This is a genomic window from Kitasatospora sp. NPDC058170 (assembly GCF_042883905.1).
Classification (GTDB): Bacteria; Actinomycetota; Actinomycetes; order Streptomycetales; family Streptomycetaceae; genus Kitasatospora.
This window is the reverse complement of sequence record NZ_JBHVUV010000006.1, coordinates 142,825-168,798: the sequence shown is the minus strand read 5'-3', so window position 1 is coordinate 168,798 and position 25,974 is coordinate 142,825. Positions and strand designations below refer to the sequence as shown.

Sequence of the window (25,974 nt, the reverse complement as noted above, 5' to 3'; positions counted from 1 at the left end):
TACCCCGCGGTCGGCACGGGATGACGGAACGTCCGGCAGGCCCTCAGGACGGCAGGACGGCAGGCCCTCAGGACGGCAGGACGGCACCCGCCGAACGGCCGTACGTGTGAAGGAGCCACCCATGCGTATGAACGACACCTACCAGGACGCCCTCAACGGAACCCTGGTATCCGTGGACGGCGGACGCCGGACCGCGATGACGGCCACCAACGCCACCCCGGTGCACCTGCTGGTGTACTGGGTGGGCCTCGACGGCCTGCTGTACGGCCGCAACCCGCGGACCGGCAAACTGGCCGCAGGGTATCCGGGCCAGGTCCTGGAGCCCGGGGCGACCATCACCTGGACCACCGTCGACCCGGCCGACTGCTTCGTCGCCAAGGTCGGGTACTCGGGCGCCTTCGTGACGGCCTGGCGGGCCGGTGAGGCCAACGCCGCCGTCACCATCACCGACCGCGAGCTGCTGGACCCGGACGACATCGGGGAGACCCCCGTGCCGACCGGTTCCGTCCTCGTCCCCCCGAACGGGCCGAGGGTCCTGGTGGGGGCGGGAGTGCTGCCGAACGGCAACTCCGTCACCCGTGAGCAGTTCTGGCAGCGTCTTCCGGAGTCCTACAGCCTCGCGGCGGGGGAGGAGAAGACCGTCAACCACACCCAGACGCAGGGGATGCAGGAGACCTCGTCGGACAGCAAGACGGTGTCGGCCTCGGTCAGCGCGAGCGCCAGCGCGGGCTGGGGCCCGTTCAGCGCCTCCGTCAACGCCTCCCTGAGCACGTCCTCGACCAAGTCCCAGCAGGTCAGCGTGTCCACGCAGACGACGGGCTTCACGTCGAACCAGTACACCAACGACACCTCGCACGGGTGGATGTGCCTGTTCTGGCAACTCATGGACACCCTCACGGTGTTCGACGGGACGGGCACCCCGGTGGCCTCGGTGGTCTCGGCCAAGGGGCCCTCGGTCGTCTGGGGCCCGGTCGACGTGGACAAGCTGGTCGACGGGGAGCCGGCCGACGATGCGCCGAACGCCGGTGCTTCGAACGCCGGTGCTTCGAACGCCGGTGCGTTGAACGCCGGCGCCGCACTGCGGGACGACGTGCCGGAGATCGTCGCGGTCCGGGCGGCCGCCGAGCCGGTCCGGTCACCCGGGCCGGGGCGCTCGTTCCCCGGCTAGGACCGGGCGGAGGAGCCGACGGACCACCCGTCCCGCGTGCGGGTGCACCTACCAGCAGCCGGAGGAGATCATGGCGACAGAGGGCGTTCGCCCCTTGGGTGTGACCCCGGGCGGAGGGTACCCGGCGATCATCGAGGTGGCGCAGAGACCGGACGGCTCGTTCTCCTGGGCCAACCTGAACATCGTGGCTGGGCGGCGGATCGAGCCCGGCATCATCAGACCCGCCCCCTTCCCCGCGCTGACCGGTGGCCTCTCCGTCATCGCCTGGGGAGTGGACAGCCGGCGCGTCTACTACGCGGACACCGACGGCGCCGTCGTCGAGCTGGGGTGCAACGGAAAGGGCTGGGAGTACCGCAACTTCACCAGCGAGTTCGCCGCACCCGCGGCCGCGTGGAACAGCCCGTTCGCCGCGGGCGGGTGGCGGTCCGGGAAGATGAGCGTCTACTACGTGACCGAGAACCGGGAGCTCGCCATCCTGCTGTTCGACAGCGGCTGGCAGCTCGGCGTCGACAGCTGGCACCCCAGGGCGGCCCCGGGGCGTCCGCTGGCGGCCCTGCAGAACGGCAGAGGCCGGTTCGCCTACTACTTCGACGACGACAACCACCTCAGAGAGGTGGAGGAGTTCGGGACGAGGAAGGCCCAGGGCACCGATCTCACCGACTTCGCGAAGCTCCGCCCCGCCTCCCTGCTCAGCGGGATGGCCGCCGTGGGCTGGGGCGAGGACTCCCGGCGGATCTACTTCGGGGACGCCCAGGACAACCTCATGGAGGCGATCGGCTACGGGGACTCGGGGAACAGGTGGTCCTCGCAGGACCTCGGCGGACTGGGTGCCAAGCGGCTCGACGGCGGAAGTCCGCTGGCGGCCGCGACGACCGGGGATGCCCTCGGCGGCGTCGCCATGTGGTGCCAGCAGTCCAAGCCGATCTGGCTGGCCCGGGAGGGCGGCTGGTCGAGCGAGGAGATCTACACGACCGAGGAGGGCGTCCGGCCGGTGGTGTCCGCCAACAGCTCCGTGGCGTGCGCGGTGTCCGCCTCCCGCCAGCCCTGGGTGGCCTTCGTGAGCGAGGACGACCACCTCTGCCTGTGGAGGGGGCCGGAGCGGGACTGGTCGTGGTGGGACCTCACCGCCGAACTGGGCCTGCCACCCGTCGCCAGGGTCGCCGCGCAGGGGCCACTGGCCCTGGCGCACACCGAGGGCGGTCCGCGCGTCTACTACCTGACCGACGAGCCCGAGTTCTGACGGCCACGGGAGTCCACCATGCGCATGAACGAGACCTATCGGATGGCCCTCGACGGGACCCTCGCCTCGCCCGGCGAGGAGAGCACGGCCGAGATACTCTTCTTCAACGACCTCTCGGTCCCCCTCGACGTCTTCTACGTCGACCACTCCGGCAACCTCTGCGGGCGCGCCGGCGGGGCGTGGACCGCGGGCCGGCCCGGTCTCCTCCTGGAGCCGGACGGAGGCAACCTCCTGCTCTCGGGCGACTGCTGGGCGCACAGCTACTGGCTGGCCAAGTCCCACTACTCCGGGGCCTTTGCCGCCGTCCTGCAGAACCTGCGGGGGAAGAGCACCGTCGCCTTCACCGGGGCGGACCTGCTGGACCCCAACGACATCGGACCGATCCCCGAGCCCACCGCCGACGTGCTCATTCCGCAGGACGGCCCCAGCGTCCTGGTGGGCACCGGGCGCGTCCAGCACGGCACCACGTCCCGCAGCCCGGTGGAGCTGCCGGCCGGCGACCAGGCGGGGCTCGGCGTCGCGGTCACCCGCGAACAGTTCTGGCACTGTACGGGGGACTCCTACAGCCTCGCACCCGGCGAGACCAGGACCGTCAGCTACACCGTCACCCAGGGCATGCAGAACACCAGCTCGGAGACCGAGACCACCAACGCGTCCGTCGGCGTGAGCGCCAGCGCGGGCTGGGGCCCGTTCAGCGCCTCCGTCTCCGCCTCGCTGAGCGAGTCGTCCACCAGCAGCCAGCAGCTCACCGTGTCCTCCCAGTCGACGTCCTTCGTGTCCAGCACCTACACGAACCTCGGCGACCACTCGGAGCTGAACCTCTTCTGGCAACTGACCGATGTCGCGACCGTCTACGACAAGGACGGCCTGCCGCTGGCCTCGGTGGTCTCGGGCGAGGCCCCGGCCGTCGTCTCCGGCCCCTGGGCGGTCCAGGTGATCGAGAAGTCGAACAGGAGGAAGGTCGACCGCAAGGAGCGCCACGACCGGCTGCCCCGCGAGTGAGCCTGCCGGCCGACGGGCCGTCACGCGGGCCGTCGCCGTCGGGTTCGACAAGCTCCAGACCTGGATCGCCAAGACGAAGGCTTGGCGGGATTCCCAGCCCGCACCGGCGGCCCCGGGCCCGCCGGACCGTTCCTACCACCGGTGGCTGACATGCCGCTCGACCAGTTCATGAAACCGTGTCCGGGGGGATACGAGATCCAACCCGCCGACAAGATGAGCCTCGGCACCCTGGGGGCGTCCGTCATCTGGGACGGCAAGTGGGTGGCCATCACGGCCGGCCACAACGTTGATGCGGTCGGGGCGCCGGTGTACCAGCCCTCCTGGGTCGCGAAGGGCCGCAGTGCCGTGCACGTCATCGGACGGGTCGCCGGGAAGTCGCGCTGGGTCGCGTACCGGAGCCTGACGGAGTACCTGAAGCGCCGTGAGGACATGCTGTACGACTTCGCATGGATGCTCGCCGTGGTGGGGGAGACGACCTCGACCATTCCGGGAATCTACAAGGAAGCCGTTCCGCTGCGGACCCGGGCCGCGAAGCTCGGGGAGGAGGTGAGCTGGCTCGGCAAGAGCACGGGCGACGTCCAGCGCGGACGGGTGGCCGACGACGACTTCTGGGTTCCCTACCCGGAGGACGACGGGAGCCTCACGGCCCTGGGCCCCTGCCTGAAGATCGACGGTGCCACCGGTCAGCGCGGGGACTGCGGCGCCGCCATCGTGGCCGAGGACGGTCCCCAGGTCGTCGGCGTCTACTGCTTCGCCGCGCAGAACAAGAACTTCATCGTGGCGTCCAAAATCCCCTCCTCCGCCCAGGAGTTGGAGCAGCGGAGCACCGAGGTCGTCGGGATGCAGAGGGTCGTGGACAGACTGGCCAAGCTGAAGGGCCTGGGGTTCGGCACCGGTCCCTGAGCGGCCGGACAGGGTCTGACAAAGCACTACTGGAACGCGCTGGTGTCGATCACCGAGACGGCGTTCGAGCCGCGGTCGGTGACGTAGGCGTGGCGGCTGTCCGGAGCCACCGCCACCGCGTCCGGGAGGCCGCCGACGGGGACGGTCGCGATGACTTCCTTGGAGGTGGTGTCGATCACCGAGACCGTGCCCAGGGCGAATTCGGTCACGTAGGCGCGGCGGCCGTCCGGGGCCACCGCCACGTCGGTGGCAATACTGCCGCTGCCCTCGGTGGGAGTGGCAATGGGGATGGTGACGGACACCTGGTCGGTACTGGTGTCGATCACCGACACCGTGCCCGAGCCGTCGTTGGGGACGTAGGCGCGGCGGCCGTCCGGGGTCACCGCCACCGCGCCGGGGAAGACGCCGACGCCGATGGTGGCGGTCACCTGGTCGGTAGTGGTGTCGATCACCGACACGGAGTTCAGCCCGCGGTTGGCGACGTAGGCATGGCGGCCGTCGGGGCTCAGGGCCACCCCGTTGGGGCTCAGACCGACGGTGATGCCGGCGATCACCTGGTTGGTGCTGGTGTCAATCACTGACACGCCGCCCATGGGGCTAGTGGTCACGTAGGCGCGGCGGCCGTCCAGGGCTACCGCCACTCCGACGGGGAAGGTGAGCCCGGGGATGGTGGCGGTCACCTGCCCGGTGCCGGTGTCGATCACCGACACGGAGTTCGAGTTGAGGTTGGTGACGTAGACGCGGCGGCCGTCCGGGGTCACCGCCACCCCGTGGGGACCCTGGCCGACGGGGACGGTGGCGGTCACCTCGTTGGTGTCGATGTCGTCGATCACCGAGAGCACGTTCGCACCGCCGCCGGTGACGTAGGCACGGCGGCCGTCCGGGGCCACCGCCACCCCGGCGGGGGCGGCGCCGACGGGGACGGGGGCGCCGGTCACCTGGTCGGTCGCGGTGTCGATCACCGAGACGGTGCCCGAGCCGGCGTTGGCGACGTAGGCGCGGCGGCCGTCGCGGGTCACCGCCACCGCGACGGGAATGGCGCCGACGGTGACGGGGGTGCCGGTCACCTGGTTGGTCGCGGTGTCGATCACCGAGACGGTGCCCGAGCCGGCGTTGGCGACGTAGGCGCGGCGGCCGTCGGGGGCCACCGCCACTCCGGCGGGGTTGGTGCCGACGGGGACGGGGGCGCCGGTCACCTGGCCGGTTTCCGTGTCGACCACCGAGACGGAGTCCGTTTCGGAATCGGTGACGTAGGCCCGCAGGCCGTCGGGGGTCACGGCCACTGCGCGTGGGTTGGTGCCGACCGCGATCGGGCTGCCGACCACCTGGTCGGTACCGGTGTCGATCACCGACACGGAGGCGGAGCCTCCGTTGGTGACGTAGGCCCGCAGGCCGTCGCGTGTCACCGCCACTGAGCGCGGGTTGGTGCCGACCACGATCGGGCTGCCGACCACCCGGCCCGTGCCGGTGTCGATCACCGAGACCGTACCCGAGCCGGCGTTGGCGACGTAGGCCCGGCGGCCGTCGCGGGTCACCGCCACCGCGACGGGGTCGGTGCCGACGGGAATGGGGGCGCCGACCACCTGACCGGCCCCCGTGTCGATCACCGACACGGTGCCCGCATCGACGTTGGCGACGTAGGCCCGCAGGCCGTCGGGGGTCACCGCCACGCCACGCGGATTGCTGCCGACGGGAATCGGCGTACCGACCGCGTGGCCGACGCTGATCGTGATCACCGACACCGTGCCCGAGCCGGAGTTGGCCACGTAGGCGCGGCGGCCGTCCCGGGCCACTGCCACCCCGGCGGGGCCGGCGCCGACGGTGACCGTGCTGATGGCCGACCCGACCGGGGACGCCCCCGACCCGGCTGTCGAGCCGGTGCTCCGGCCAGGGTCGCGCCGGCCCAGGTGATCGAGAATGCCCACGGCAACCTCCCACATCGATCCTGTCCTGCGCCCCGACCGCCGCTCCTTCAGGATGGCCGCCCCCGCTGGTGCCCGCCATCCGGGTGAAAGGCGGCACCCGGCACCTGCCGAGGGGGGCCACGTTCAGCCAGGAGGACGGGCGTGGGGTGGCACCGCGGTCGGATGCCGTCGCCCCGGGTCGCTGCGGGCTCGTATGGTGGTGGGGCGGCCGAAGCCAGTTGCGATGGTTTCGGCCGCCCCTCTCGGTGCTCGTCGCCACCCGCCCGGGGTCAGGCGAGCCTGCGACGCAGCCACCAGGCACTGAAGCCCGTCAGGCCGGCCGTGAGTGCGAGGAAGATCGCCGTCTCGTACCACTGGAAGGCCCAGTAGCGGTCAGCAGGCTGGTAGGTGACCGTCACGTGCAGGTCGGCGTCGGCGAGGCAGGCGTCGTGGGTCGCCGCGTCCGAGACCTTCGCACAGGGCTGGGTCGCCATGGTGAGCGCTTGACCGGACGAGGTCCTGACCGGTTCGGCCCCGGAAAGGACCCAGGCGCCGGGTACGTTCAGGTCCGCCACGAACGGGGCGGTAGGTGTTCGGTTCGTGAACCCGATGAGCGACGCGGACTTCATCGCCTCGGAGGTCAGTGCCACGTCCCCGCGGACGGGCGACTCCAGGTGCGGCCGAACCGCCAGCGGCACGAGGACCTGGACGGCGGCGAAGACCGCCAGCGTGGCTGCCATCGCGGGCACGCTGCGCCGGATCAACAGGCCGACACACGTTCCGAGGGCCACTGCGAAGACGGCGTAGCCGAGCGGCACGATGCCTCGTGCGCCGAAGAGCAGCGCGTTGAAGCGGTTGTTGTTGATCCGGTCGAGCGGACCGGCGAGCCAGGACACCAGCAGGCTGAGCAGTCCGGTGGTGGTCACGGCGGCCAGGCCGATGACCAGGAGCTTCACCGTGAGCCAGCGCGTGCGGGTGATGCTCTGGTTCCAGATCAGCCGGTGCGTGCCCGTTTCCAGCTCGCGGGCGATCAGGGGCGCGCCCCAGAAGGCCCCGATCAGGCCCGGTACCAGGAGTACGAGGCCGCTGCCGAGGTAGTACGGGACGCTGTACCGGGTGGTCAGCTGGGACATCGGCGAGCAGCCGCCGCCCGGGCAGTCGGCCAGGGCGCTGCTGTAGGCGTCGTGAAGCTGGAAGCCGCTGATCAGCAGGTAGACCGCGACAGCGGACAGGCCGGCCGCGGTCACCAGCAACTGCGTGCGGAACTGACGCCAGGTCAGCCAGATCATCGCTGCATCTCCAGCACGGGTCGGTGGTCGGCGCCGAGGGCGCCGGCCCGGGTCATGTAGGACAGGACAAGGTCCTCCAGGGCCAGCGGTTCCATCACCCAGGACGGGTCCTCAACGGCCGCGTCGGCGCGCACGACGAAGGTGCTCTGCCGGTCGGTGTGGTCGGCCTGGACGACCTGCATGCCCGCGGGCAGCGTGTCGGCCTCGCGGCGGGCGGTGGTGAGCCGGAAGTGGGTGGCCAGCAGGTCGTCGATCTCGCCGACGGCCTGGACCCGGGATGCGGCCAGGACGATCAGGTGGTCGCAGACCCGCTCCAGATCGGAGACGAGATGCGAGGAGAGCACAACGGTCGCCTCGGTCTCGGCCACGAACTCCATCAGGCTCTGCAGGAACCCGCGCCGGGCCAGGGGGTCGAGCGCCGCGACGGGCTCGTCGAGCAGTAACAGGTCGGGGTGCTTGGCCACGGCGAGGGTCAGTGCCAGTTGGGCCCGCTGACCGCCGGAGAGCCGGCCGGCCCGCTGCGCGGAGTCGAGGCCCAGCTGCCGGATCCGGCGCTCGGCCAGCCCGGCGTCCCAGCGGGGGTTGAGCTCGGCGCCCAGGCGCAGGTGGTCGGCGATCGACAGCGCGGTGTAGGTGGGAGTGTCCTGGGCGACGAAGCCGACCCTGGCCATCTGCGCGGTGGTGGACGCGGGGCGTTCGCCGAGGACCTCGATGCTGCCGGAGGTCGGGGTGAGCATGCCGCAGGCCAGCTGCAGCAGGGTCGACTTGCCCGCGCCGTTCGGGCCGACCAGCCCGACGACCCGCCCGGCTGGCACGCTCAGCGTGCAGTCGGAGAGCGCCTGGCGTCGGCCGTAGCGTTTGCCGAGCCCTCTTGCTTCGATGATCGCGGTCATTTCTCCTCTTCGGTGGGGCTGCGAAAGGTGTTGAGGAACAGGGCCTCGATGCTCTCCTCGTCCAGTCCGGCGCCGCGGGCTTTGGCGAGCCAGCGCTGCAACTCCTGGCGCAGGGGCTGGTGCTCGGATCGCTGCGTGTCGCCGAGGGTGCCGGTGACGAACGTGCCGACCCCGGGCTTGGGGGAGACCAGGCCCTCGTTCTCCAGCTGCCGGTAAGCCTTGAGCACGGTGTTGGGGTTGATCGCGACCTTGACCGCGACGTCCTTGACCTTCGGCAGGCGGTCCCCCTCGGACAGGAGACCCAGCCGTAGGGCCTGTCGTACCTGGTGGACCAGCTGCATGTAGGGCGCGACACCGGACCGGGCCTCGATGTGAAACTCGATCACCGTAACCTCATTTATCTAGCTTCCTAGCACTATAGGACTAGAGAACTGAGGGCCTGTCAAGTGAACTGATCGACGGCCCGAGCACCTTGGCTGGACCCTGATGTGCGGCCGCATCCCGGAGCGGTGACCGCCCTTCCCCTCGCGCGCCGGGTGGTCAGGCCTCGTCGAGGTGGCGGCGCTGGTCCGGGGTCAGGTCGAGGTCGACCGCGTCCAGGGACTCGTCGAGCTGGGCGACCGTGGTGGCGCCGATCACCGGGAGGACCGGGTGCTCGCCGCCGAGCAGCCAGGCGAGCACGACCTGCCCGGCGGTGGCACCGGTCTCGGCCGCGACCTGGCGCAGGGCGGCGAGCTGGGCCGCCGCACCCGGGTGGTCGTACTGCGGGGGGATCGGCTTGGCCCGGTCCGTGTACGCGCCGGAGAGCAGCGGGGTGTAGGCGAGCAGGGTGAGACCGGGCTCGGTGCGGGCGTAGTCGAGGAGTTCGGGGGTGACGTGCTCCTGGGTGGGGAAGCGGGCCCCGGCCGCGGGCCGCAGGTAGGTGTACCGCTGCTGGACGCAGGTGTAGCCGGCGACGCCGCGGGCCCGGGCGGTGGCGCGGGAGCGCTCCAGCCGCCAGGTCAGCTGGTTGCTGATGCCGAGCAGGTCGGTGACGCCGTCCCGGGCGAGCGCGCCGAAGGCGTCGACGGTCTCCTCCAGCGGCACCGAGCGGTCCTCGATGTGCCCGTAGAGCAGGTCCACCCGGTCGGTCCCGAGACGCGTGAGACTGCCTTCGACGCCGGCCCGGATCGCCTGCGCGGAGAGGCCCTCGGCATTGGCCGGCCACTCGCCGGGCCCGGCGGGCCGGGCTCCGACCTTGGTCGAGAGCACCACCTCGCCGCGCGCGTCACGGTCGGCCAGCCAGCTGCCGAGCATCAGCTCGCTCTCACTGCCGGTCGCGCCGTCGATCCAGAAGCTGTAGCAGTTCGCGGTGTCGACGAAGGTGCCGCCGCGCTCGACGAACCGGTCCAGGACGGCGAACGAGCCCGCCCGGTCGACCTTGGTGCCGAACGGGAGGACGCCCAGGCAGAGGGCGCTGACCAGGGGCCCGGGGGTGCCGTCCGCACGGCTGCCGAGGGTACGAAAACGCATGGTTCCTCCAGGGACGGGAGTGGTGGGGGGGGGTGCCCTCGAAACCCTGCCAACTGGACCGCACTCCAGGTCAAGCGGCGGCCGGACGGCGGGGCACGGGCCACCGGCGATGGCATGATCTCCGGCATGACAACCGACACCGCGCCCGACCCGGCTCCCGCCGCCGCCTCGGGGGAGGGCGCCGCCGCACCCGCGGACCTGACGCCCGCTCAGGCCGTCGCGCGGTCGGGCTTCAGCCTGGACACCCTGCGCTACTACGAGCGGATCGGCCTGCTGGGCACGGTCGGACGCTCGCACACCGGGCACCGCAGGTTCACCCCGCACGACCTGGAGTGGCTCGCTGTGCTGCGGTGCCTGCGCGACACCGGCATGCCGATCGCCGAGATGCGGCGCTTCGCCGGACTGGTGCGGGAGGGCGAGGGCACCTTCGCCGCGCGGATGGCGCTGCTGGAGCAGCACGACGCCCAGGTGGAGGAGCAGATCGCACACCTGCGACGCCAACAGCAGCTGATCCACGCCAAGATCGCGTTCTACCGCTCCGCGACGGCCGACCAAGCGTCCGTCGGGTCCGACCCGGTGCCCTCCGGTTCCGACCCTGCGCCCGCCGGCTCCCGTTCTTCGTGAACGGCTGCCGGCGCCGGTGGGCCGCTGACATACTCGGCCCATGCCTGAAGAGGTGGGGCCCGAGCGGACATCGCCGGGCGGGCGGCTCGGGCGGCTCGGGCGGCTCGGGCGGCTGGGGCGGCTCGGACTGATCGCGGCCCTCGCCGCGTTGGTGGTCCTCGTGCTCGGGATCCTGTACGCCGACAGGAGCGAACCCGGCCGGGTGGACGCGCGGATCCTGGCGGTGGTGGACGGCGTGGGCCCGCCGTGGCGGTACGTCGCGCTGGCGCTGGACTCCCTGGGGGAGCCGGTGGGAGCCACGGTGCTGGTCGCGGCCGCGGTGACGGGCTGTCTGCTGCTCCGGCGTCCTCGCGCAGCGGTGTTCCTGGTCGCCGGCGTCGGCATCACCGTGGGGGCGACGACGCTGCTCAAGCACCTGGTGGGACGCACCATCCACGGCGGGTTCCTGTCCTACCCGAGCGGGCACACCGCCTTCGCCACCGCGCTCGCCCTCGTGGCGGCGATGCTCGCGACCCGCCGCCGACGCCGCCGGGGCCGAGACGGGCTCGGCCCCGGCAGGACGGCCGGGACCGTGCTCGTGCTCGCCGCGGCCCCGGTGGCCGGGGCCGCCATGGGCTGGGCGGAGGTCGCTCTGGGCGCGCACTACCCGACCGACACCCTCGGCGGCTGGTGCACCGCGCTGGCGGTGATACCGGCGACCGCCTGGCTGGTCGACCGGACGGCCGACGCCGTCCGGCGGGAGCACCGCTGACGTCACACCATCCGACCCGCCCCGACCCTGACATGACATGACATGACGTCACATCGCTTGGCGCAACGCCATGGTCACGCGAAGCGGCGGAACACGGGCTTCACCGGCCGCCCGCCGGTCCAGGGGGTGGGGTCGGCGGCGTCCAGCGCCTTCCGGTACACGGCACAGGCCCGGGCCACCACGTCGACGGTGCGGTCGATGTCGGCATCACCGAGCGCGCTGCTCACCACGAACGACGGAGCCAGCACCCCGCCCGCGAGGAGCCGGCGCAGGAACAGGGTGCGGTACCGCTGCGACGCCTGCCCGTTCTCGTCGAGGGTGGCGAAGACCAGGTTGCTGGCCCGGCCCCGGAGGACGAGGTGGTCGCCGACGCCCGCGCAGGTGGCGGCCTCGCGGACACCGGCGGCCAGCCGCTCGCCAAGGGCGTGCAGCCGGGCGGTGATGCCCTCCTCGGTGTAGGTGGTCTGCACGGCCATCGCGGCGGCCAGCGAGTGCGTCTCCGCGCCGTGCGTGGTGGACAGCAGGAACACCCGGTCGCCGGAGTGGCGCAGCCCGCCCAGCTCCATCAGGTCCCGGCGCCCGGCCAGCGCGGAGACGGCGAACCCGTTGCCCAGTGCCTTGCCGAAGGTGGAGAGGTCGGGGACGACGCCGTACAGGCCCTGGGCGCCCGCCTCGGACCAGCGGAAGCCGGTGATCATCTCGTCGAAGACCAGGACGCAGCCGTGCCGGTCGGCCAGCTCGCGCAGGCCGGCGAGGTACCCGGGCGGCGGTTCGGTGTGGCCGGCGGGTTCGAGGATCAGACAGGCGATCTCGTCCCGGTACCGGGTGAGCAGCTCCTCCGTGGCGGCCAGGTCCCCGTAGGGGAACGCCACGGTGAGCTCGGTGGTCGCGGCCGGAATGCCGGCGGACATCGGCGTGGTGCCGATGAACCAGTCGTCGACGGAGAAGAACGGGTGGTCGCCGCAGACGGCCACCCGCGGGCGCCCGGTGGCGGCGCGGGCGAGCCGTACGGCGGCGGTGGTGACGTCGGAGCCGTTCTTCCCGAACTTCACCATCTCGGCGGTCGGTACGGTGGCCAGGAAGTGCTCCGCGGCCTCGACCTCCAGGATGGACGGCCGGACGAAGTTGCTGCCGCGGTCGAGTTCCCGCCGGACGGCTTCGAGCACGCGCGGGTGGGCGTGGCCGAGGCTGACCGACCGCATGCCGGAGCCGTACTCGATGTAGCGGTTGCCGTCGATGTCCCACACGTGGGGGCCGAGGCCGTGGCTGATGACCGGGGCCAGGTCCTCGGGGTACTGATCGTCGCCCTTGGCGTAGGTGTGCGCGCCGCCGGGGACCACGGCGTGCAGCCTCTCGTTCGCCGTCCGCGACCGGGGCAGGGTGAACTCCTCGCTGTTATCGGTGCCCACGCCGACCTCACCGCCCCCTGTGTCGGAGGACCTCGGCGAGGCTCGGTGCCTCGCTGTCCCGCTTGGACATCGAGGTGACCGGTAGCGGCCAGGGGATGGCCAGCTCCGGGTCGTCGAAGGCGATCGTGACGTCCTCGGCCGGATCGTGCGGGCGGTCGATCCGGTACGAGACGTCGGCGGTCGCGGTCAGCGCCTGGAAGCCGTGCGCGCAGCCCGCCGGGACGTACAGGGTCACCTGGGTGTCGCCGGACAGCTCGAAGAAGGCCCGGTTGCGGTAGGTCGGCGAGTCGGGCCGCAGGTCCACGACGACGTCGAAGACCCGGCCGGAGGAGCACCGGACGAGCTTGGACTCGCCGGCGCCGGAGCGCAGGTGCAGGCCGCGCAGCACGCCCCCGACCGAGCGGGACAGGCTGTCCTGGATGAAGGCGTCCGGGTCGAGGCCCACCGAGCGGACCACGTCGGCGTCGAAGGTGCGGCAGAAGAAGCCGCGTTCGTCGGCGAACGGTGTCGGTTCGAACAGGTACGCGCCGGTGATCGCCGGGACTTCGGTCGCTTTCATGGAGCCTCCCGCTGGGCGTGTGCATGGGCATGGGCGTCGGCGTGTGCAGGGGCGCCGGCGTGGGTGTGGCCGGCCGCCGGGAACAGGGCCGCGGTCAGGGCGGTGAACTGCTGCTCCAGGTGCCGGGCGGCGGCCAGGTTCCGCTCGGCGAGGGTCCGCCGCAGCTCCGCCGACCGCTTCTCCAGGTCCCGGAACTGCTCCAGCAGCCGGTCGGCGTCGACCTCGCGCGCCGGGTGGCAGTACGCGCCGAGGCCCATCCCCGCCATGAGCGCGTCGCTCTTCGCCGCGTAGCAGAGCGCGAGCACCGGCGTACCGGTCTTCAGCGCGCAGATCAGGTTGTGGTACCGGACCGCCACCACGCTGTCGGCGGCGGCCATCTCCGTCATCAGGTCGGCCAGGGAGGACGGCTCGGCGGCGGTGACCAGCGGCGACTCCACCGCGTCGAGGATCGCGGCGACCACCGACGTGTCGCAGGCGTCGCCGGTGAGCAGCCGGACCGGCCTGCCCTCCTCGACCAGCGTGCGGACGAACCGGATCGTCCCGTCCAGGTAGCGCCGGTGGATCTCCTCGGCCCGGGCGCGGTCGTCGTTGCCGCCGTGGAAGTCCATGACACCGACGCAGACCGGGCCCGGCGAGTCCGAGGGCGTGCCCGCCGACGGCGCCGGCAGGGAGAACGCGAGGTCCGGGTAGACCTCGTCGCGGGAGGTGTCCACACCCATCGCCCGCATCGCGTCGCGGGACGGTGCGTCCCGGTACGAGCGGTACGCGGCCAGCCGGGCCGACCAGCCCACCAGGGCCCGGGTCGGCCGGCTGCGGATCTCGGCGGCGCCGACGCTGACCAGCGCGACCCGGGTGCGCAGCAGCCGGCCGCTCGCGCAGAGCAGGAACAGCGCGTACGGGAAGCCCCACGGCCGCAGCGGCAGGGTGGCCTCCAGGACGCCCATGCCCGGCACGATCACCACGTCGTGCCGGCGCACCCAGGCGGCGGTGCGGACGGCGTCGACGAGCTTGCCCAGGCCCTTCGCCGCGATCGAGCCCGCCCGTGACGCGGTCCGGTACTCGGCGCGGTTCCAGTGCAGTCGCGTGGCGGGGATCCCGAACCGGGCCGTCACGGCCTCGGGCCCGCCGCACAGCGCGTCCACGACCGCGTCCGGGTGTTCGGCGCGCAGGTACCCGAGCACGGCCTCCAGCGACCCGTCGTTGCCGAGGTTGCCGGAGCCGAGCAGCCCGAACACCCCGACCCGCACCGGGTTTCGGTCGGTGGATGTCATGTCTGCCGCCCCTCGCGGCCGGCCACCAGGGCGTCGACGGAGACGGTGAGCTCGGCCGGGTCGACCGGGGCGCGGTCCTCGACCCGCTCGCCGGCGCCCGGCCGGGCCCGGCTGGTCAGCCACGCGGCCAGGTGGCGGTAGCAGGCGCGCCGGTCGGCCGAGGAGAGCGGCGCCCGGCGGAGCGCCGAGACGAAGCCCAGGACGTACTCGGCGAGCAGCCGGGGCGTCGGGTGCAGCGGGCCCGCCCGGCGCGGGTCCAGGTTGACGCACCGGGAGCGCTTGGAGGGGTTCGCCCGCTCGGCGCGGGTGGGGTGGTCGCGGCGGAAGTAGAGCAGCTCCGGCACCTGGTGGAAGGGCCCGTGCAGGCCGATCTCGGCGACGAAGGTGCGGTCCGCGTGGTGGTAGCTGTCCATCGGTTTCACCCGGCGCAGCACGTCGGCCCGCAGGACGCCGTAGAAGTCGTCGCCGCCGGGCTCGAACAGCATGCTGCGGAACCGCTCCGGGGCGTGCGGCGAGGCGGTGGCGAGCCCGTACGTGTAGGGGACCTTCACCTGGCCGTCGCCGTCGATGACCGCCTGGTCGGCGTGCGCGAGGATCACGTCCGGCCGCTCGTCCAGCGCCTCCACGCAGCGCAGCAGCAGGTCCCGGCCGTACAGGTCGTCGTGCGAGGCCCACTTGAACAGCTCGCCGCGGGACTGGGCGAACACGTGGTTGTGGTTCGGCGTGGCGCCGATGTTCCGGGGCAGCCGGAGGTACCGGATGCGGGAGTCCCGCGCGGCGTACCGCCGGCAGATGTCCGGCGTCGCGTCGGTCGAGGCGTTGTCGGAGATGATCAGCTCGAAGTCCTCGTAGGTCTGGCCGAGCAGGGCGTCGAGCGACTCGGCGAGGTACTCCTCGCCGTTGTACACGGGCAGCCCGATGGTCAACCGGGGTACGGCGGTCATGAAGTCCTCACTTCGGGGGTTTCGTCCGCTACTTCGGGGGTGGGGGCGCGGTGGTGCTCGCGTAGGGCGGCCCTCAGCTGCCACCACCACACGGCCGCGCCGCAGCCGGTCGCGGTGGCGACGCCCCAGGCGGAGCCGGCCGTGCCGGCCAGGGCGGCTCCGCCGAGCCCGCCGCCCAGGTAGCAGGCGGAGGCGAACAGCTGGCAGCGCAGGCTGCGCCGGGCCGCGGCGAGCGCGCGCAGCCCGGCCGCCGCGCCGCTGCCGAGGCCGGCGCCGGCGACGCCGAGGGTGGCCGGCACGATGAGCTCCGAGGACGCGTGCCAGACGTCGCCGAGGACGAGCTCGCCGATCCGGTCGGGCATCAGCAGCAGGGCGGCGCCCCACAGCAGCGCCGCGGCGGCCTGCCCGCCGCCCAGCCGGAGGCAGAACCCGCCGAGCCGGCGCGGGGCCTGCCGCAGCACCCGGGCCGCCTCCGCCACGGTGACCAGGGACAGCCCCATCAGCAGGGCGAGGAAGGGGCCGAGCAGGAGCTCGGCGCCCCGGACCGTCCCCACCGCGCCGACTCCGACGATCGCGCCCAGCCCGTAGGCCCGGAGCTGGCCGGCGGCGCTGAGGCTGACGTTCTCGGCCAGGTACCGGGTGCCGAGGTCGCGCTGCTCGCGGAGCCACCCGCGGGCCGCGGTCACCCGGGGCCGGATGCCGGACTGCAGGAATCCGTACCCGGCGGCCACCGCGGCGGCGGCGCCCCAGGCCAGCAGGAAGGCTGCCACGGTGTTCACGCGGGACGCCACGACCATGGCCGGGACGAGCGCGACGGCCTGCACGAGGTCGTTGGCGAACGCCTTCTGCCCCGCGCCGGCGGCGAAGAACGCGAACCGCCGGGAGTCCTGGAGCAGCAGCGCAGGCAGGGCGGCGCCGAGGCAGACGAAGGCGGGCCCGATCCGGCCGCCGAGGCCGAGCCCGATGAGCAGGCACCCGGCGCCGAGGGAGGAGCCGATGACGAGCGCCGTCCCCGACGATCGGGCCGCCGCCGTCCGCCAGGCCGCCTCCGGCACGCCGCTGAACCGCACCACGAGGGGGTCCGTGGCCAGCCCGCGGGAGACGTTGAGCACCAGGCCGTAGGTCAGCCAGGCCAGGCTGAACACGCCGAACGCCGTCACCCCCAGCGAGCGGGCCACGAAGGCGCCCACCGCGAAGTTGGTCATGCTGGAGACCGCCTGGTCGGCCAGCCCCCAGGACAGCCGGCCGGCGATGCCCCGGCCGCCGGACCGCCGGGCCCGCCCGGGCGGGCCCGGCGGCGCCGTCGTCCCCGTCGTCCCCGTCTCCTCGGTGGTCACCGGCGTCATGCCTTGATCAGCCCGGCGCCGTGCAGGGCGTCGGCCGCGGCGGCGACGGTGTCGAACGGCAGCCCGGACCGCTCGGCGACGTCCAGCAGACTGTGCTCGCCGTCGGAGAGGTTGAGCACCCAGAGCATGGCCAGCTGTGCCTGTTTGGCGTCGCTGCGGCCGCCGAGCGAGTCGTACAGCCCGCGCCGGCCCAGCTGCGGTTCGCCGTACGGGCTGAGGTTGAGGTACTGCCGGTTGCGGTCGAGGACGGCGAACGCCTCGCGGCAGACCGCGAGGGTGTCCGCCATCGCCTCCGGGGAGACGAAGTCCGGGTTGTCCGCCGAGGTGTGGTACTCGGGGTAGCCGGCGTACGGGGTCCGGGTGAGCGAGCCGACGCCGAGGTCGAACCCGGGCGAGCAGTACTGCCGCTCGTCGTAGCCGTACGGCGTGAACTCAGTGACCCGGTGCGGCCGTTCGGAGGTGCGCAGGACGTGCTCCAGCACCCGGTCGATCTCCGCGTCGCCGCGCCTGCTCTGCTTGTACGTCAGCTGCCCGCGGTCCCCGGCGCAGGCCAGCACCAGCCCGTGCCTGACCAGTTCCACCCGCTCCGCGTTGCGGGCCAGCCAGGTGATCGCCCCGATGGTGCCGGGCGCGAAGATGAACCGGTAGGTGTAGTACGGCGACCGCTGCGCCAGCTCCTGCGCGAGGAGGACCGCCACCGCGACGCCCGCCAGGTTGTCGTTGGCCAGCGACGGGTGGCAGACGTGGCAGGAGACGATCACCTCCTCGGCGACCTGCCCGGGGACGACGTGCTCGGCGTAGGTGAGGTGGCCGTCCGCGAGCGTGGAGTCGATGCGGACCTCGTACTCGCCGTCCGGCATCGCGTCCAGGGTTTCCTGGGCCAGGCAGAAACCCCACTCCGGCGTGTAGTAGCTGGTGCGGTACGGCACCCAGGTCGGCTGGTCGGGCAGGGTGTGCAGGTGCCCGCGCAGCTCGGACAGCGGCATGGTCGCCGCCACCGGGACGCTGTACCCGAGCACGTGCAGGCTGGACGCGGCGAAGTCGACGACCCGGCGGCCCGTGGTGTCGGCGATGTACGCGTCCCGGATGTTCCACTCCTGCGGCACCGTCCAGTCCAGCACCCGCGTCCCGGTCGGCACCTCGTGCACCTGCAGCGGGACGTACTCGCCGACGATGTCCAGGGTGGCGCGCACGCCGTCGCCGGTGATGCTCCGGCAGAGCGGGTACAGCCGCTCCACCAGCGCGTGCATCCGCTCGCCCGCCGTGGTCACCGGCGCCACCGCAGGGTGTCGTCGACGGTGCCGGCGCCGGACGCCGCGCGCAGCACGGCCAGTCGGGTGAAGCGCTGCTCGAAGGACTCCCGGGTCAGCCCGAACTCGCGGTAGGCATCGGCGAGTTCGAGCGCGCCCCGGTTCACCGTCCACTCGCACTCGAAGTCGGGGACCGCGGCCCGGAAGCGGGAGAAGTCCACCCGGTAGGAGCGGGGGTCGGCGCCGGCCTCCCCGGTGATCCGCACCTTCGAGCCCTCCACCGCCTCGGCGACCTGTTCGGCGATCTCGGCGACGGTGACGTTGTTGGTCTCGCTGCCGATGTTGAACGCCTCGTCGTGCACCGCCTCGCGCGGCGCGACCAGCGCGGCGGTGAAGGCCCGGGCGATGTCGGCGGCGTGCACCAGCGGGCGCCAGGGGGTGCCGTCGGAGAGCACCAGCACCTCGCCGGACAGCAGCGCGTGGCCCACCAGGTTGTTCAGCACGATGTCGGCGCGCAGCCGGGGCGAGTAGCCGAAGGCGGTGGCGTTGCGCATGAACACCGGGCTGAAGTCGCCGTCGGCCAGGTCGTGCAGGTCGTCCTCCACCCGCACCTTGGACTCCGCGTACGGCGTCACCGGGCGCAGCGGGGCGTTCTCGGCCACCAGCTCGTCGCCGCCGGCGGCACCGTAGACCGAGCAGGTGGACGCGTACAGGAAGCGCCGCACCCCGGCGTCGCGGGCCAGTTCGGCCAGCCGTACGGAGGCGTGGTGGTTGATGTCGTAGGTGAGGTCCGGCGCCAGCGAGCCCAGCGGGTCGTTGGAGAGCGCGGCCAGGTGGATCACGGCGTCCACCCCGGCCACGTGGTCGGCCGTGACGTCGCGCAGGTCCACCCGGTGCCCCGGCGGGTCGGCGGGCGCCGGGCCGAGGACGCAGTCCGCGAACAGGCCGGAGTCCAGCCCGACGACCTCGTGCCCGGCGGCCGCGAGGACCGGGGCCATCACGGTGCCCAGGTAGCCCTGGTGTCCGGTCAGCAGTACGCGCATGGTTCATCCCCCCAGATTGAGTGTGACTTTGGTGACCGCGAACGCCTCGGCGTAGCGCTCGTGGCATTCGATGCCGCGGATCCGCGCCAGCCCGAGGAACGCCTCCCGGTCGTACCAGGGCCGGTGGCGTTGCGAGGGGTAGTGCTCCTGCAACAGCCGGACCTTCCGCTCGGCGGTCTCCGGGGACAGCGGCTGGTACGCCACCGGGCGGCCGAGGTCGGCGTCCCACTTGACGATCTCGTAACCGAGCACGAGGTGGTCGCGGAACGCGGTGGTCACCAGCTGCGCCAGGCCGCGGTGGTCCTGGTGCGCGTCCTCGGTGCGCGGCGCGAGGACCAGGTCCGGCTCGCTGCGCCCGCGCAGTTCCTCGACCGCGGCCTTGGCCTCGTCCCAGTGCGCGGGCAGCCGGCCGTCCGGCAGCTTGAGCACGGTCAGGTTCAGGTCGGCGCCCGGGCAGAAGGCGGCGAGCGCGGCCCGCTCCTCCTGCTCCCGCTCGCCGCCGCCGCCGGAGAGCACCAGCGCCTCGACCCGCAGACCCGGCCGCGCGAGGCACATCGTCAGCAGCGTGCCGCCGGCGCCGATGGCGATGTCGTCGCAATGCGCCCCCACCGCGACGATCCGCTCCGGGTGCCCGGCCCCGAGCCGGATCACGCGGTCCTCACGCCGGAGCCGTCCTTCTCCCAGACGGCCCACGGGCGGTCGCCGCGGCTGTAGGCGGCGTCGAGCGCGGCCCGCTCCTTCACGGTGTCGGTCGGCTTCCAGAAGCCGCGGTGCCGGTGCGCCACCAGCCGGCCGTCCTTGGCCAGTCCGGCGCACCCGTCGGCGACCAGGTCCCCGTTCTCGGGGATGTGGTCGAAGACCTCCTGGCGGAGCACGAAGTAGCCGCCGTTCTCCCACAGCGGCAGATCGCTCACCGCGGTGATGCCCCCCACCAGGCCGTCCTCGCCCAGCTCCACGCAGTGGAACGACTGCTGCGGCGGCACCACCATCATCGACGCACCGGCGTCGCGCTGGGCGAACCGGTCGATCATCTCCGGCAGCGGGGCGTCGGTGAGCACGTCGGCGTAGTTGGCGAGGAACATCTCGTCGCCGTCCAGGTGGTGGCGCACCCGGCGCAGCCGCTCCCCGATCGGCGACTCGATGCCGGTCTGCGCGAACGTGATCGTCCAGGAGGCGATGTCGGTGGACAGCAGCTCGGTCCGCCCGCCCCGCAGCACGAAGTCGTTGGAGGTGGTCTCCTCGTAGTTGAGGAAGAAGTTCTTGATGTGCTGGGCCCCGTACCCGAGGCACAGGATGAACTCGGTGTGCCCGAAGTACGCGTAGTAGCGCATGACGTGCCAGATCAGCGGCCGCGGCCCGACCATCGCCATCGGCTTGGGCACGTCGTCGGACGTTCCGCTGCGCATCCGCAGCCCGTAACCGCCGCAGAACAGGACGACCTTCATCGCGTGACCTCGACAATGCTCAGTTCCGGGATGGGGAAGACCAGCCGGCCGCCCCAGGCGTGCACGAAGGACAACTGCTCGACCAGTTCGGCCCGCAGGTTCCACGGGAGGACGAGGACGTAGTCCGGCCGGTCGGCGGCGATCTGCTCGGGCGCCAGGATCGGGATGCGGGTGCCCGGGGTGAACCTGCCGTGCTTGTAGGGGTTCCGGTCGACCGTGTACGGGAGCAGGTCGGGCCGGATGCCGCAGTGGTTGAGCAGGGTGTTGCCCTTGCCCGGGGCGCCGTAGCCGACGACCGTCTCGCCGCGCTCGGCCGCGTCGATGAGGAAGCGCAGGAGGTCCCGGCGCACCTTGGCCACCCGGGCGGAGAACTCGGTGTACCCGGACAGCTCCTGCAGTCCGGCGGCCTTCTCCCGGTCCAGCACCTCGGCCACCCGCGCGGTCGGCTCGCCGGCCGCCTCGGCCGGCCGGGCCCACAGCCGGATGGAACCGCCGTGCGTGGGCAGCAGCTCGACGTCCACGAGGGTCAGTCCGCCGCTGGCCAGCGCCGCCGCCGCGGACGCCACCGTGTAGTACTGGAAGTGCTCGTGGTAGATCGTGTCGTACTGGTTCTCCTCGATCAGGGTCAGCAGGTGCTGCACCTCGATGGAGACCCAGCCGTCGTCGGCCACCAGGGCGCGCAGCCCCCGGGTGAACCCGACCACGTCGGGGATGTGCGCGTACACGTTGTTGGCCACGACCAGGTCCGCCGGGCCGTGCTCGGCGCGGACGGCCGCGCCGGTGGCCGGGTCCAGGAACGCCGTGAGCGTCGGCACGCCCTTCTCCCGCGCCGCGGCGCCGACGTTCACCGACGGCTCGATGCCGAGGCAGCGGATCCCCCGGTCGACCACGTGCCCGAGCAGGTAGCCGTCGTTGCTCGCGACCTCGACCACGAAGGCGTCGGGACCGAGCTCCAGCCGCCGGGCGGCGTCGGTGACGAAGGTGCGCGCGTGGTCCACCCAGGAGGTCGAGTAGGAGGAGAAGTACGCGTACTGCGTGAACGTCTCCTCCGGCGTGATCAGCGGCGGGATCTGCGCGAGCCAGCACTCGGTGCAGACCCGCAGGTGCAGCGGGTACGCCGGCTCCGGACGGTCCAGTTCGTCCGCGGCGAGGAAGCTCTCGCACGGCGGGGTCGCCCCCAGGTCGACGACGCTCCCCAGCGCCGTCGAGCCGCACAGTCGGCATCGTGTCATCTACTGCCCCCATTCCTGCCCGCGCGGGGTGCCCCGCCGCGAGCCAGCGTTTCCGTTCCCTACCGGCGGCGCACCGTCCGCGCCGCCGGACCGCCCCGCGATCGCGGTGCGGTACCCCTCCACCAGGCGCTCCAGCCCGACGGCCGGGCTGAAGGCCTGCTCGTACCGGCGCCGGGCCGTGCGGCCCATCTCCCGGTTGCCGTCCGGATCGGCCGTGACCCGGCGGATGCAGGACGCGAGCGAGGCGGCGTCGCCCAGCCGGTGCAGCAAGCCGGTCACCCCGTCCTCGACCAGCTCGACGAAGGCGCCGTGACCGGCGGCGACGGCCGGGACCCCGGCCGCCATCGCCTCCGCGACCACCAGGCCGAAGGTCTCCGGCGACATCGAGGGGGCCACCACGGCGACCGATCGCGCCATGGCCTCCCGGCACTGGGCCGGGTCGTACAGGCCGGCGTAGCGCACGTCGTCCCGGCCCGCCGCCCAGGCGGTCACCTCGGGTTCCAGCGGCCCCGCGCCGGCGACCACGAGCGGCACGCCGACCCCGCCGTCCGCGGCGAGCGCGTCCCAGGCGGTCATCAGCAGCCGCAGGCCCTTGGACTCCGCGAGCCGCCCGAGGAAGAGCAGGTGCTCGCCCGGGCCCGCCCGCCGGGCGCCCGGCTCGGGCACGAAGTTGTGCTTCACCAGCAGCCGTTCGGCCGGCATGCCGGACCGCACCAGGACGTCGCGCTGCGCCGCGGAGATGCAGAAGAACCGCTCCACGCCGGACCACCACCGCCGCCGGTTGACCGACATGCTGACCGCGAGCGGCACCGTCGCCAGCCGGGAGTTGCGGTAGCAGCCGTGCCGGACGGCGGGCAGCGCCACCGACGACCCGACGCACTCGGTGCACAGCCGGCCGTCCCGGTGCAGTGTGCCGGGCGGGCACACCTGGCTGTAGTTGTGCAGCGTGGCCACGACGGGCACGCCGGCGTCGGCGCAGGCGGCGACCACCGCCGGCGACAGCAGCGGGAAGACGTTGTGGACGTGCACCACGTCCGGCCGGTCGGTGCGGAGCCGGGCGGCGAGCTCCGCGCGGACCGCCGGGTTCCACGGCACCAGGAGCGGCACGGCGACCTTGCCGAGCAGGGAGCGGGCGGCGATGTCGTCGCTGCGCCGCTCGAACAGGTCGACCCGGTGGCCGGCCGCGCGCAGCAGCCCCACCTCCTCGTCGACGACCCGGTTCTCCCCGCTCGGCTGCGCCGAGGAGTAGCGGTTGTGCACCACGAGGACGTGCATGGTCAGATCACCTCCCGGTTGCGGTCCCGGCGCGGGATGCGTCGTCGCGGGACCGCGAGCGTGGTCAGGGGCGCGGCCTCGGCAGGTGTCGCGAGCAGCGAGGCGGCCAGGGTCAGGTGCAGCAGGTACGGCGAGGCGTCGCCGAGCCCGGCCTCGGTGTACGAGGAGATCGCGACGTAGCTGATCAGGAAGATCGCGCAGGCCCGCTCCAGCGAGGGCGGGCGCAGCAGGGCGACACCGCCCAGCGCGATGAGGATCGCCGCCACGAGGGCGATGCCGACCAGGCCCTGCTCGTTGTAGACGGCCAGCCAGCTGTTGTCGATCGGCAGCCCGCCGAACGACTTGTCGCCCAGACCGATGCCGAACGCCTCCTCCGGGATCGTCCGGGGCTGTGTCAGCAGGGCGTCCCAGACCTTGGCCCGGCCGGTGAGGTTGGAGAAGTTCTCCTTGCTCTGTCCGCGCATGAACCACGTCTCCAGCGCGGAGGCGAACGCCACCGCGGCCACCGTGGCGCACACCAGCGACCAGGAGAAGAACCGCCGGGCGGCGGCGCTGGTCAGGACGAGCGAGCCGATCGCCAGCGCCAGCCCGATCAGCAGGCCGATGGTGGCCGTCCTGGTGTGGGTCATCGCGAGCAGGACGAAGGTCGGCACGATGACCAGCGCCGCGCTCTTCCCGGTGGTCCGGCGGCCCAGCAGGAGCAGCACGGTGAGCCCGATGATCACCGCGGAGTACTGGCCGATCTGCGGCGGGGTGAGCGGCCACAGCGCGCCGACCAGGCGTCCGCCGTAGTACTCGGGCATGGCGGTGCCCGGTGAGATGACCAGGCCCGCGGCCACCGACCAGAGCACCGCGTAGTACATCCGGATGTGGGTGCGCACGAGCGTCAGGCTGCCGTCCCACCAGCGGCTGGTCAGCCACAGCGTGGCGACGAAGATGGCCAGCCGGGTGCAGCGGAACAGCGCGCCGAGCCCGACCTCCAGCTTCAGGCTGGAGATCACGCTCGGCACCAGCAACAGGGTGAGCAGGGACAGGAAGGCGCCGGCCCGCACGCGCAGCCGGAGGTTGAGCACGAGCGCCAGCGCGAACGCGGAGACCAGCGCGCCCATGGTGGCCATCTGGATGAGGGAGCGCGGCAGCCTGACGATGGTCTTCGCCCCGGCGGAGCCGAGCGTGTTGAGGCCCAGCAGCGCCCAGACGATCCAGACGGCCTTCGGCGTGCTGCCGTCGGCTCCCTGCCCGGCTCCCTGCCCGGCGCCCTGTCCGGCGCTCGGCTCGGCGCTCGGCCCGGCGCTCTGTCCGGCGCCGGGCCGCGTGAGCGCCGCGCCGGGTCCGCCCGCCGACCCGCCGCCGGTCCGGTCCGCGCCCATCTCAACCACCGGCCTGCGGGGTGAAGGTGCTGCCCGTGTCCTGCTGGTACGGCATGCCCTGCCACTGCGCGGAGTCGAGCCGCCGGCCCGGGTCGTCGACGACGAAGTTCCACGGTCCGCGGTAGGCGTTGTCGTGCCAGCGGTTGTCCTGCTTGAGGGTGATCGCCTCGGCCACCCGCTTGCCCTGGTACGGCGACCAGTCCGGATAGGTGCCGTAGTTGGCGAGCACCGCCATCCGGCCGCACGCCGCCGCGCACTTCACGACGGAGGTGTCGAGGGTGAAGCGGTTGTCGTGGATGTCCACCCGCTGGGTCTTCCACCGGCAGTCGGAGTAGAGCGGCGCGGTGTCGATCGCCGGCTTCGCGCAGCTCCGGGTGTCCTTCACCAGCAGGGTGCAGTAGCCGGTCGAGGTGTTGGCCGGGCTGTTGCAGAAGCGGTCGGCGTTCTCCCACAGGGTGATCCCGGACCAGTTGTCCTCCAGCAGGTTCCGGTCGATCTCGATCCTGTCCGTGCGGGCCGGGATCCGCGGTTCGCCGCCGGCCTCCGACAGGTACACCGCCGCGTAGGGGAAGTCGTCGCCGGCGGCGGCGTGCCGACGGCCCTCGACCCAGTCGTTGCGCCGGATCGTGTTGTTCCGGATGACGGCGTTGTAGCTGCTCTCGTACACCAGCGCGGCGCCGTCGTTGGACTCCAGCAGGTTGTCCTCGATGCGGAAGTCGTTGTTGTTGTTGTCCGCCCACAACCCGGCTCCGCGGTTGTCGTGCACCCAGTTGCCGCGGACGTCGGCGCCGTTGACGGCCCAGAACTTGATGCCTCCGGAGCAGCCGCAGCCCGGCTCCCGCTGCTCCCAGTCGTCGGTGTTGTTGCCCACGATCTCGTTGCCCTCGACCAGCAGGCCGGTGATGGAGTCGCCGGTCTTGTACGCGTTCATCCCGTACTGCCCGTTGTCGCGCAGGCAGCTGGCGCGGACCTGCTGGCGGGCGCCGGCCATCAGCCCGGCGCCGGAGTTGTGCTGGATCGTCGCGTGCTCGATCACCCACCCGTCGGCCATGTCGTGGTTGACCACGCCCTCGTCGTGCGGCGCGACGAAGCCCTGCACGGTCAGGTGGCGGATGGTGACGCCGGGGGAGGTGCCGCTGAACGCGTAGTTGTTGGTCTTCCGGCCGTCGAGCACCGCGCCCGGCGCGCCGAGGTAGGTGTCCCCCTCCTTGGTCATCACCTGGGCGTAGCGCTCCGGTTCGAGCGTGTGCGTGCCGGGGAGCAGCCAGAACGTGGTGTTCGGGGGGTTGCTCCTGGTCTTCGCGGCCAGGTCGCCGACCACCGCGGGGTCGACCGTCACCGCGCCCGCCGGGGCGCTGGCCGGCCCGGCGGCGGGATCGTCGCACACCCGGGCCACGGCCGCGGCCGTGCTCCCGGACGGCGGCGCGGTCGGCTCCGCCGGGGCGTCCGCCCCGTTCGTACAGCCGGTCGCCGCCAGCAGGGCCAGCGTCAGCCGCGCCACCGCCGGCACCCCCCGGCGCCGCCTCGTGATCCCCACCCGCCCC

Annotated in this window: 24 protein-coding genes; 6 read left to right on the top strand and 18 right to left on the bottom strand. The window is 72.7% G+C overall.

The window, feature by feature from the left end; all coding sequences use genetic code 11:
• Nucleotides 1-121: 121 nt before the first annotated feature.
• The 4 genes from ACFVVX_RS09360 to ACFVVX_RS09345 all read left to right on the top strand — a co-directional run bounded on the left by ACFVVX_RS09360 (nt 122) and on the right by ACFVVX_RS09345 (nt 4,313).
• A complete protein-coding gene (locus ACFVVX_RS09360; protein ID WP_387943179.1) occupies nt 122-1,168 on the top strand; it encodes a hypothetical protein in 1,047 nt (348 codons plus the stop codon).
• 136 nt (nt 1,169-1,304) lie between these two features.
• A complete protein-coding gene (locus ACFVVX_RS09355) occupies nt 1,305-2,408 on the top strand; it encodes a hypothetical protein (protein WP_387943177.1) in 1,104 nt (367 codons plus the stop codon).
• 24 nt (nt 2,409-2,432) lie between these two features.
• Complete coding sequence (locus ACFVVX_RS09350; RefSeq protein WP_387943175.1) at nt 2,433-3,410, top strand: hypothetical protein; 978 nt, start codon at nt 2,433-2,435, stop codon at nt 3,408-3,410.
• A gap of 141 nt (nt 3,411-3,551) precedes the next feature.
• Nucleotides 3,552-4,313: a hypothetical protein gene (locus ACFVVX_RS09345; RefSeq protein ID WP_387943173.1), complete on the top strand. Its 762-nt coding sequence runs from the start codon at nt 3,552-3,554 to the stop codon at nt 4,311-4,313.
• Nucleotides 4,314-4,339: 26 nt separating this feature from the next.
• Here ACFVVX_RS09345 and ACFVVX_RS09340 read toward each other — a convergent pair whose 3' ends face one another.
• From ACFVVX_RS09340 to ACFVVX_RS09320, 5 genes are all read right to left on the bottom strand, one after another.
• Nucleotides 4,340-6,238: a beta-propeller fold lactonase family protein gene (locus ACFVVX_RS09340; RefSeq protein WP_387943171.1), complete on the bottom strand. Its 1,899-nt coding sequence runs from the start codon at nt 6,236-6,238 to the stop codon at nt 4,340-4,342.
• 269 nt (nt 6,239-6,507) lie between these two features.
• Nucleotides 6,508-7,506 (bottom strand): ABC transporter permease, encoded by a 999-nt coding sequence (locus ACFVVX_RS09335; protein WP_387943169.1) that lies wholly within the window; start codon nt 7,504-7,506, stop codon nt 6,508-6,510.
• Nucleotides 7,503-8,399: an ABC transporter ATP-binding protein gene (locus ACFVVX_RS09330; protein WP_387943167.1), complete on the bottom strand. Its 897-nt coding sequence runs from the start codon at nt 8,397-8,399 to the stop codon at nt 7,503-7,505. The genes ACFVVX_RS09335 and ACFVVX_RS09330 overlap by 4 nt, the downstream gene beginning before the upstream one ends.
• Nucleotides 8,396-8,785, bottom strand: a complete 390-nt coding sequence (locus ACFVVX_RS09325) for a GntR family transcriptional regulator (RefSeq protein WP_387943165.1) — start codon at nt 8,783-8,785, stop codon at nt 8,396-8,398. The genes ACFVVX_RS09330 and ACFVVX_RS09325 overlap by 4 nt, the downstream gene beginning before the upstream one ends.
• A 154-nt stretch (nt 8,786-8,939) precedes the next feature.
• Nucleotides 8,940-9,911 carry an aldo/keto reductase gene (locus ACFVVX_RS09320; RefSeq protein WP_387943163.1) on the bottom strand — a complete coding sequence of 324 codons (972 nt, stop codon included), beginning with the start codon at nt 9,909-9,911 and terminating at the stop codon, nt 8,940-8,942.
• A 126-nt stretch (nt 9,912-10,037) separates the two neighbouring features.
• Between ACFVVX_RS09320 and ACFVVX_RS09315 the strand changes: the two genes are divergently transcribed.
• Both ACFVVX_RS09315 and ACFVVX_RS09310 read left to right on the top strand, forming a co-directional pair.
• Entirely contained in the window at nt 10,038-10,535 is a 498-nt protein-coding gene (locus ACFVVX_RS09315; protein WP_387943161.1) for a MerR family transcriptional regulator, read from the top strand.
• A 40-nt stretch (nt 10,536-10,575) separates the two neighbouring features.
• Nucleotides 10,576-11,286, top strand: a complete 711-nt coding sequence (locus ACFVVX_RS09310) for a phosphatase PAP2 family protein (RefSeq protein WP_387943160.1) — start codon at nt 10,576-10,578, stop codon at nt 11,284-11,286.
• Nucleotides 11,287-11,360: 74 nt separating this feature from the next.
• On the opposite strand, the gene ACFVVX_RS09305 is transcribed toward ACFVVX_RS09310, so the two are convergent.
• From ACFVVX_RS09305 to ACFVVX_RS09245, 13 genes are read right to left on the bottom strand one after another with little or no spacing between them, the layout of a single operon-like run.
• Nucleotides 11,361-12,695: a glutamate-1-semialdehyde 2,1-aminomutase gene (locus ACFVVX_RS09305; protein WP_387943158.1), complete on the bottom strand. Its 1,335-nt coding sequence runs from the start codon at nt 12,693-12,695 to the stop codon at nt 11,361-11,363.
• A gap of 7 nt (nt 12,696-12,702) precedes the next feature.
• Nucleotides 12,703-13,254: a dTDP-4-dehydrorhamnose 3,5-epimerase family protein gene (locus ACFVVX_RS09300; protein WP_387943156.1), complete on the bottom strand. Its 552-nt coding sequence runs from the start codon at nt 13,252-13,254 to the stop codon at nt 12,703-12,705.
• Complete coding sequence (locus ACFVVX_RS09295) at nt 13,251-14,525, bottom strand: polysaccharide pyruvyl transferase family protein (protein ID WP_387943154.1); 1,275 nt, start codon at nt 14,523-14,525, stop codon at nt 13,251-13,253. The genes ACFVVX_RS09300 and ACFVVX_RS09295 overlap by 4 nt, the downstream gene beginning before the upstream one ends.
• The gene (locus ACFVVX_RS09290) at nt 14,522-15,469 is read right to left on the bottom strand and encodes a glycosyltransferase family 2 protein (RefSeq protein WP_387943152.1); all 948 of its coding nucleotides are present in this window, start codon (nt 15,467-15,469) and stop codon (nt 14,522-14,524) included. Before ACFVVX_RS09290 ends, ACFVVX_RS09295 begins: the two co-directional genes overlap by 4 nt.
• Nucleotides 15,466-16,815 carry a hypothetical protein gene (locus ACFVVX_RS09285; protein WP_387943150.1) on the bottom strand — a complete coding sequence of 450 codons (1,350 nt, stop codon included), beginning with the start codon at nt 16,813-16,815 and terminating at the stop codon, nt 15,466-15,468. The genes ACFVVX_RS09290 and ACFVVX_RS09285 overlap by 4 nt, the downstream gene beginning before the upstream one ends.
• Entirely contained in the window at nt 16,812-18,095 is a 1,284-nt protein-coding gene (locus ACFVVX_RS09280; RefSeq protein WP_387943148.1) for a DUF4910 domain-containing protein, read from the bottom strand. The genes ACFVVX_RS09285 and ACFVVX_RS09280 overlap by 4 nt, the downstream gene beginning before the upstream one ends.
• On the bottom strand, nt 18,083-19,108 hold the full coding sequence (locus ACFVVX_RS09275; protein ID WP_387943146.1) for an NAD-dependent epimerase/dehydratase family protein: 1,026 nt from the start codon (nt 19,106-19,108) through the stop codon (nt 18,083-18,085). The genes ACFVVX_RS09280 and ACFVVX_RS09275 overlap by 13 nt, the downstream gene beginning before the upstream one ends.
• A 3-nt stretch (nt 19,109-19,111) precedes the next feature.
• The gene (locus tag ACFVVX_RS09270) at nt 19,112-19,759 is read right to left on the bottom strand and encodes a PIG-L deacetylase family protein (protein ID WP_387943144.1); all 648 of its coding nucleotides are present in this window, start codon (nt 19,757-19,759) and stop codon (nt 19,112-19,114) included.
• Nucleotides 19,756-20,553, bottom strand: a complete 798-nt coding sequence (locus ACFVVX_RS09265) for a glucose-1-phosphate cytidylyltransferase (protein WP_387943142.1) — start codon at nt 20,551-20,553, stop codon at nt 19,756-19,758. Before ACFVVX_RS09265 ends, ACFVVX_RS09270 begins: the two co-directional genes overlap by 4 nt.
• Nucleotides 20,550-21,785 (bottom strand): methyltransferase domain-containing protein, encoded by a 1,236-nt coding sequence (locus ACFVVX_RS09260; protein WP_387943140.1) that lies wholly within the window; start codon nt 21,783-21,785, stop codon nt 20,550-20,552. Before ACFVVX_RS09260 ends, ACFVVX_RS09265 begins: the two co-directional genes overlap by 4 nt.
• On the bottom strand, nt 21,786-23,060 hold the full coding sequence (locus ACFVVX_RS09255) for a glycosyltransferase (protein WP_387943138.1): 1,275 nt from the start codon (nt 23,058-23,060) through the stop codon (nt 21,786-21,788). It abuts the gene before it with no gap.
• Nucleotides 23,061-23,062: 2 nt separating this feature from the next.
• Nucleotides 23,063-24,430, bottom strand: a complete 1,368-nt coding sequence (locus tag ACFVVX_RS09250; protein WP_387943136.1) for an O-antigen ligase domain-containing protein — start codon at nt 24,428-24,430, stop codon at nt 23,063-23,065.
• Between the two features lies 1 nt (nt 24,431).
• A complete protein-coding gene (locus ACFVVX_RS09245; RefSeq protein ID WP_387943397.1) occupies nt 24,432-25,961 on the bottom strand; it encodes a right-handed parallel beta-helix repeat-containing protein in 1,530 nt (509 codons plus the stop codon).
• Nucleotides 25,962-25,974 lie beyond the last annotated feature (13 nt).

Bases quoted from the DNA above. Each gene is read 5' to 3' on its own strand.
- ACFVVX_RS09285 (WP_387943150.1), bottom strand. From the start codon at position 16,815: ATGACGCCGGTGACCACCGAGGAGACGGGGACGACGGGGACGACGGCG.
- ACFVVX_RS09275 (WP_387943146.1), bottom strand. From the start codon at position 19,108: ATGCGCGTACTGCTGACCGGACACCAGGGCTACCTGGGCACCGTGATG.
- ACFVVX_RS09255 (WP_387943138.1), bottom strand. From the start codon at position 23,060: ATGCACGTCCTCGTGGTGCACAACCGCTACTCCTCGGCGCAGCCGAGC.
- ACFVVX_RS09250 (WP_387943136.1), bottom strand. From the start codon at position 24,430: ATGGGCGCGGACCGGACCGGCGGCGGGTCGGCGGGCGGACCCGGCGCG.
- ACFVVX_RS09310 (WP_387943160.1), top strand. From the start codon at position 10,576: ATGCCTGAAGAGGTGGGGCCCGAGCGGACATCGCCGGGCGGGCGGCTC.
- ACFVVX_RS09315 (WP_387943161.1), top strand. From the start codon at position 10,038: ATGACAACCGACACCGCGCCCGACCCGGCTCCCGCCGCCGCCTCGGGG.
- ACFVVX_RS09265 (WP_387943142.1), bottom strand. From the start codon at position 20,553: ATGAAGGTCGTCCTGTTCTGCGGCGGTTACGGGCTGCGGATGCGCAGC.
- ACFVVX_RS09290 (WP_387943152.1), bottom strand. From the start codon at position 15,469: ATGACCGCCGTACCCCGGTTGACCATCGGGCTGCCCGTGTACAACGGC.
- ACFVVX_RS09260 (WP_387943140.1), bottom strand. From the start codon at position 21,785: ATGACACGATGCCGACTGTGCGGCTCGACGGCGCTGGGGAGCGTCGTC.
- ACFVVX_RS09330 (WP_387943167.1), bottom strand. From the start codon at position 8,399: ATGACCGCGATCATCGAAGCAAGAGGGCTCGGCAAACGCTACGGCCGA.
- ACFVVX_RS09320 (WP_387943163.1), bottom strand. From the start codon at position 9,911: ATGCGTTTTCGTACCCTCGGCAGCCGTGCGGACGGCACCCCCGGGCCC.
- ACFVVX_RS09350 (WP_387943175.1), top strand. From the start codon at position 2,433: ATGAACGAGACCTATCGGATGGCCCTCGACGGGACCCTCGCCTCGCCC.
- ACFVVX_RS09295 (WP_387943154.1), bottom strand. From the start codon at position 14,525: ATGACATCCACCGACCGAAACCCGGTGCGGGTCGGGGTGTTCGGGCTG.
- ACFVVX_RS09300 (WP_387943156.1), bottom strand. From the start codon at position 13,254: ATGAAAGCGACCGAAGTCCCGGCGATCACCGGCGCGTACCTGTTCGAA.
- ACFVVX_RS09360 (WP_387943179.1), top strand. From the start codon at position 122: ATGCGTATGAACGACACCTACCAGGACGCCCTCAACGGAACCCTGGTA.
- ACFVVX_RS09335 (WP_387943169.1), bottom strand. From the start codon at position 7,506: ATGATCTGGCTGACCTGGCGTCAGTTCCGCACGCAGTTGCTGGTGACC.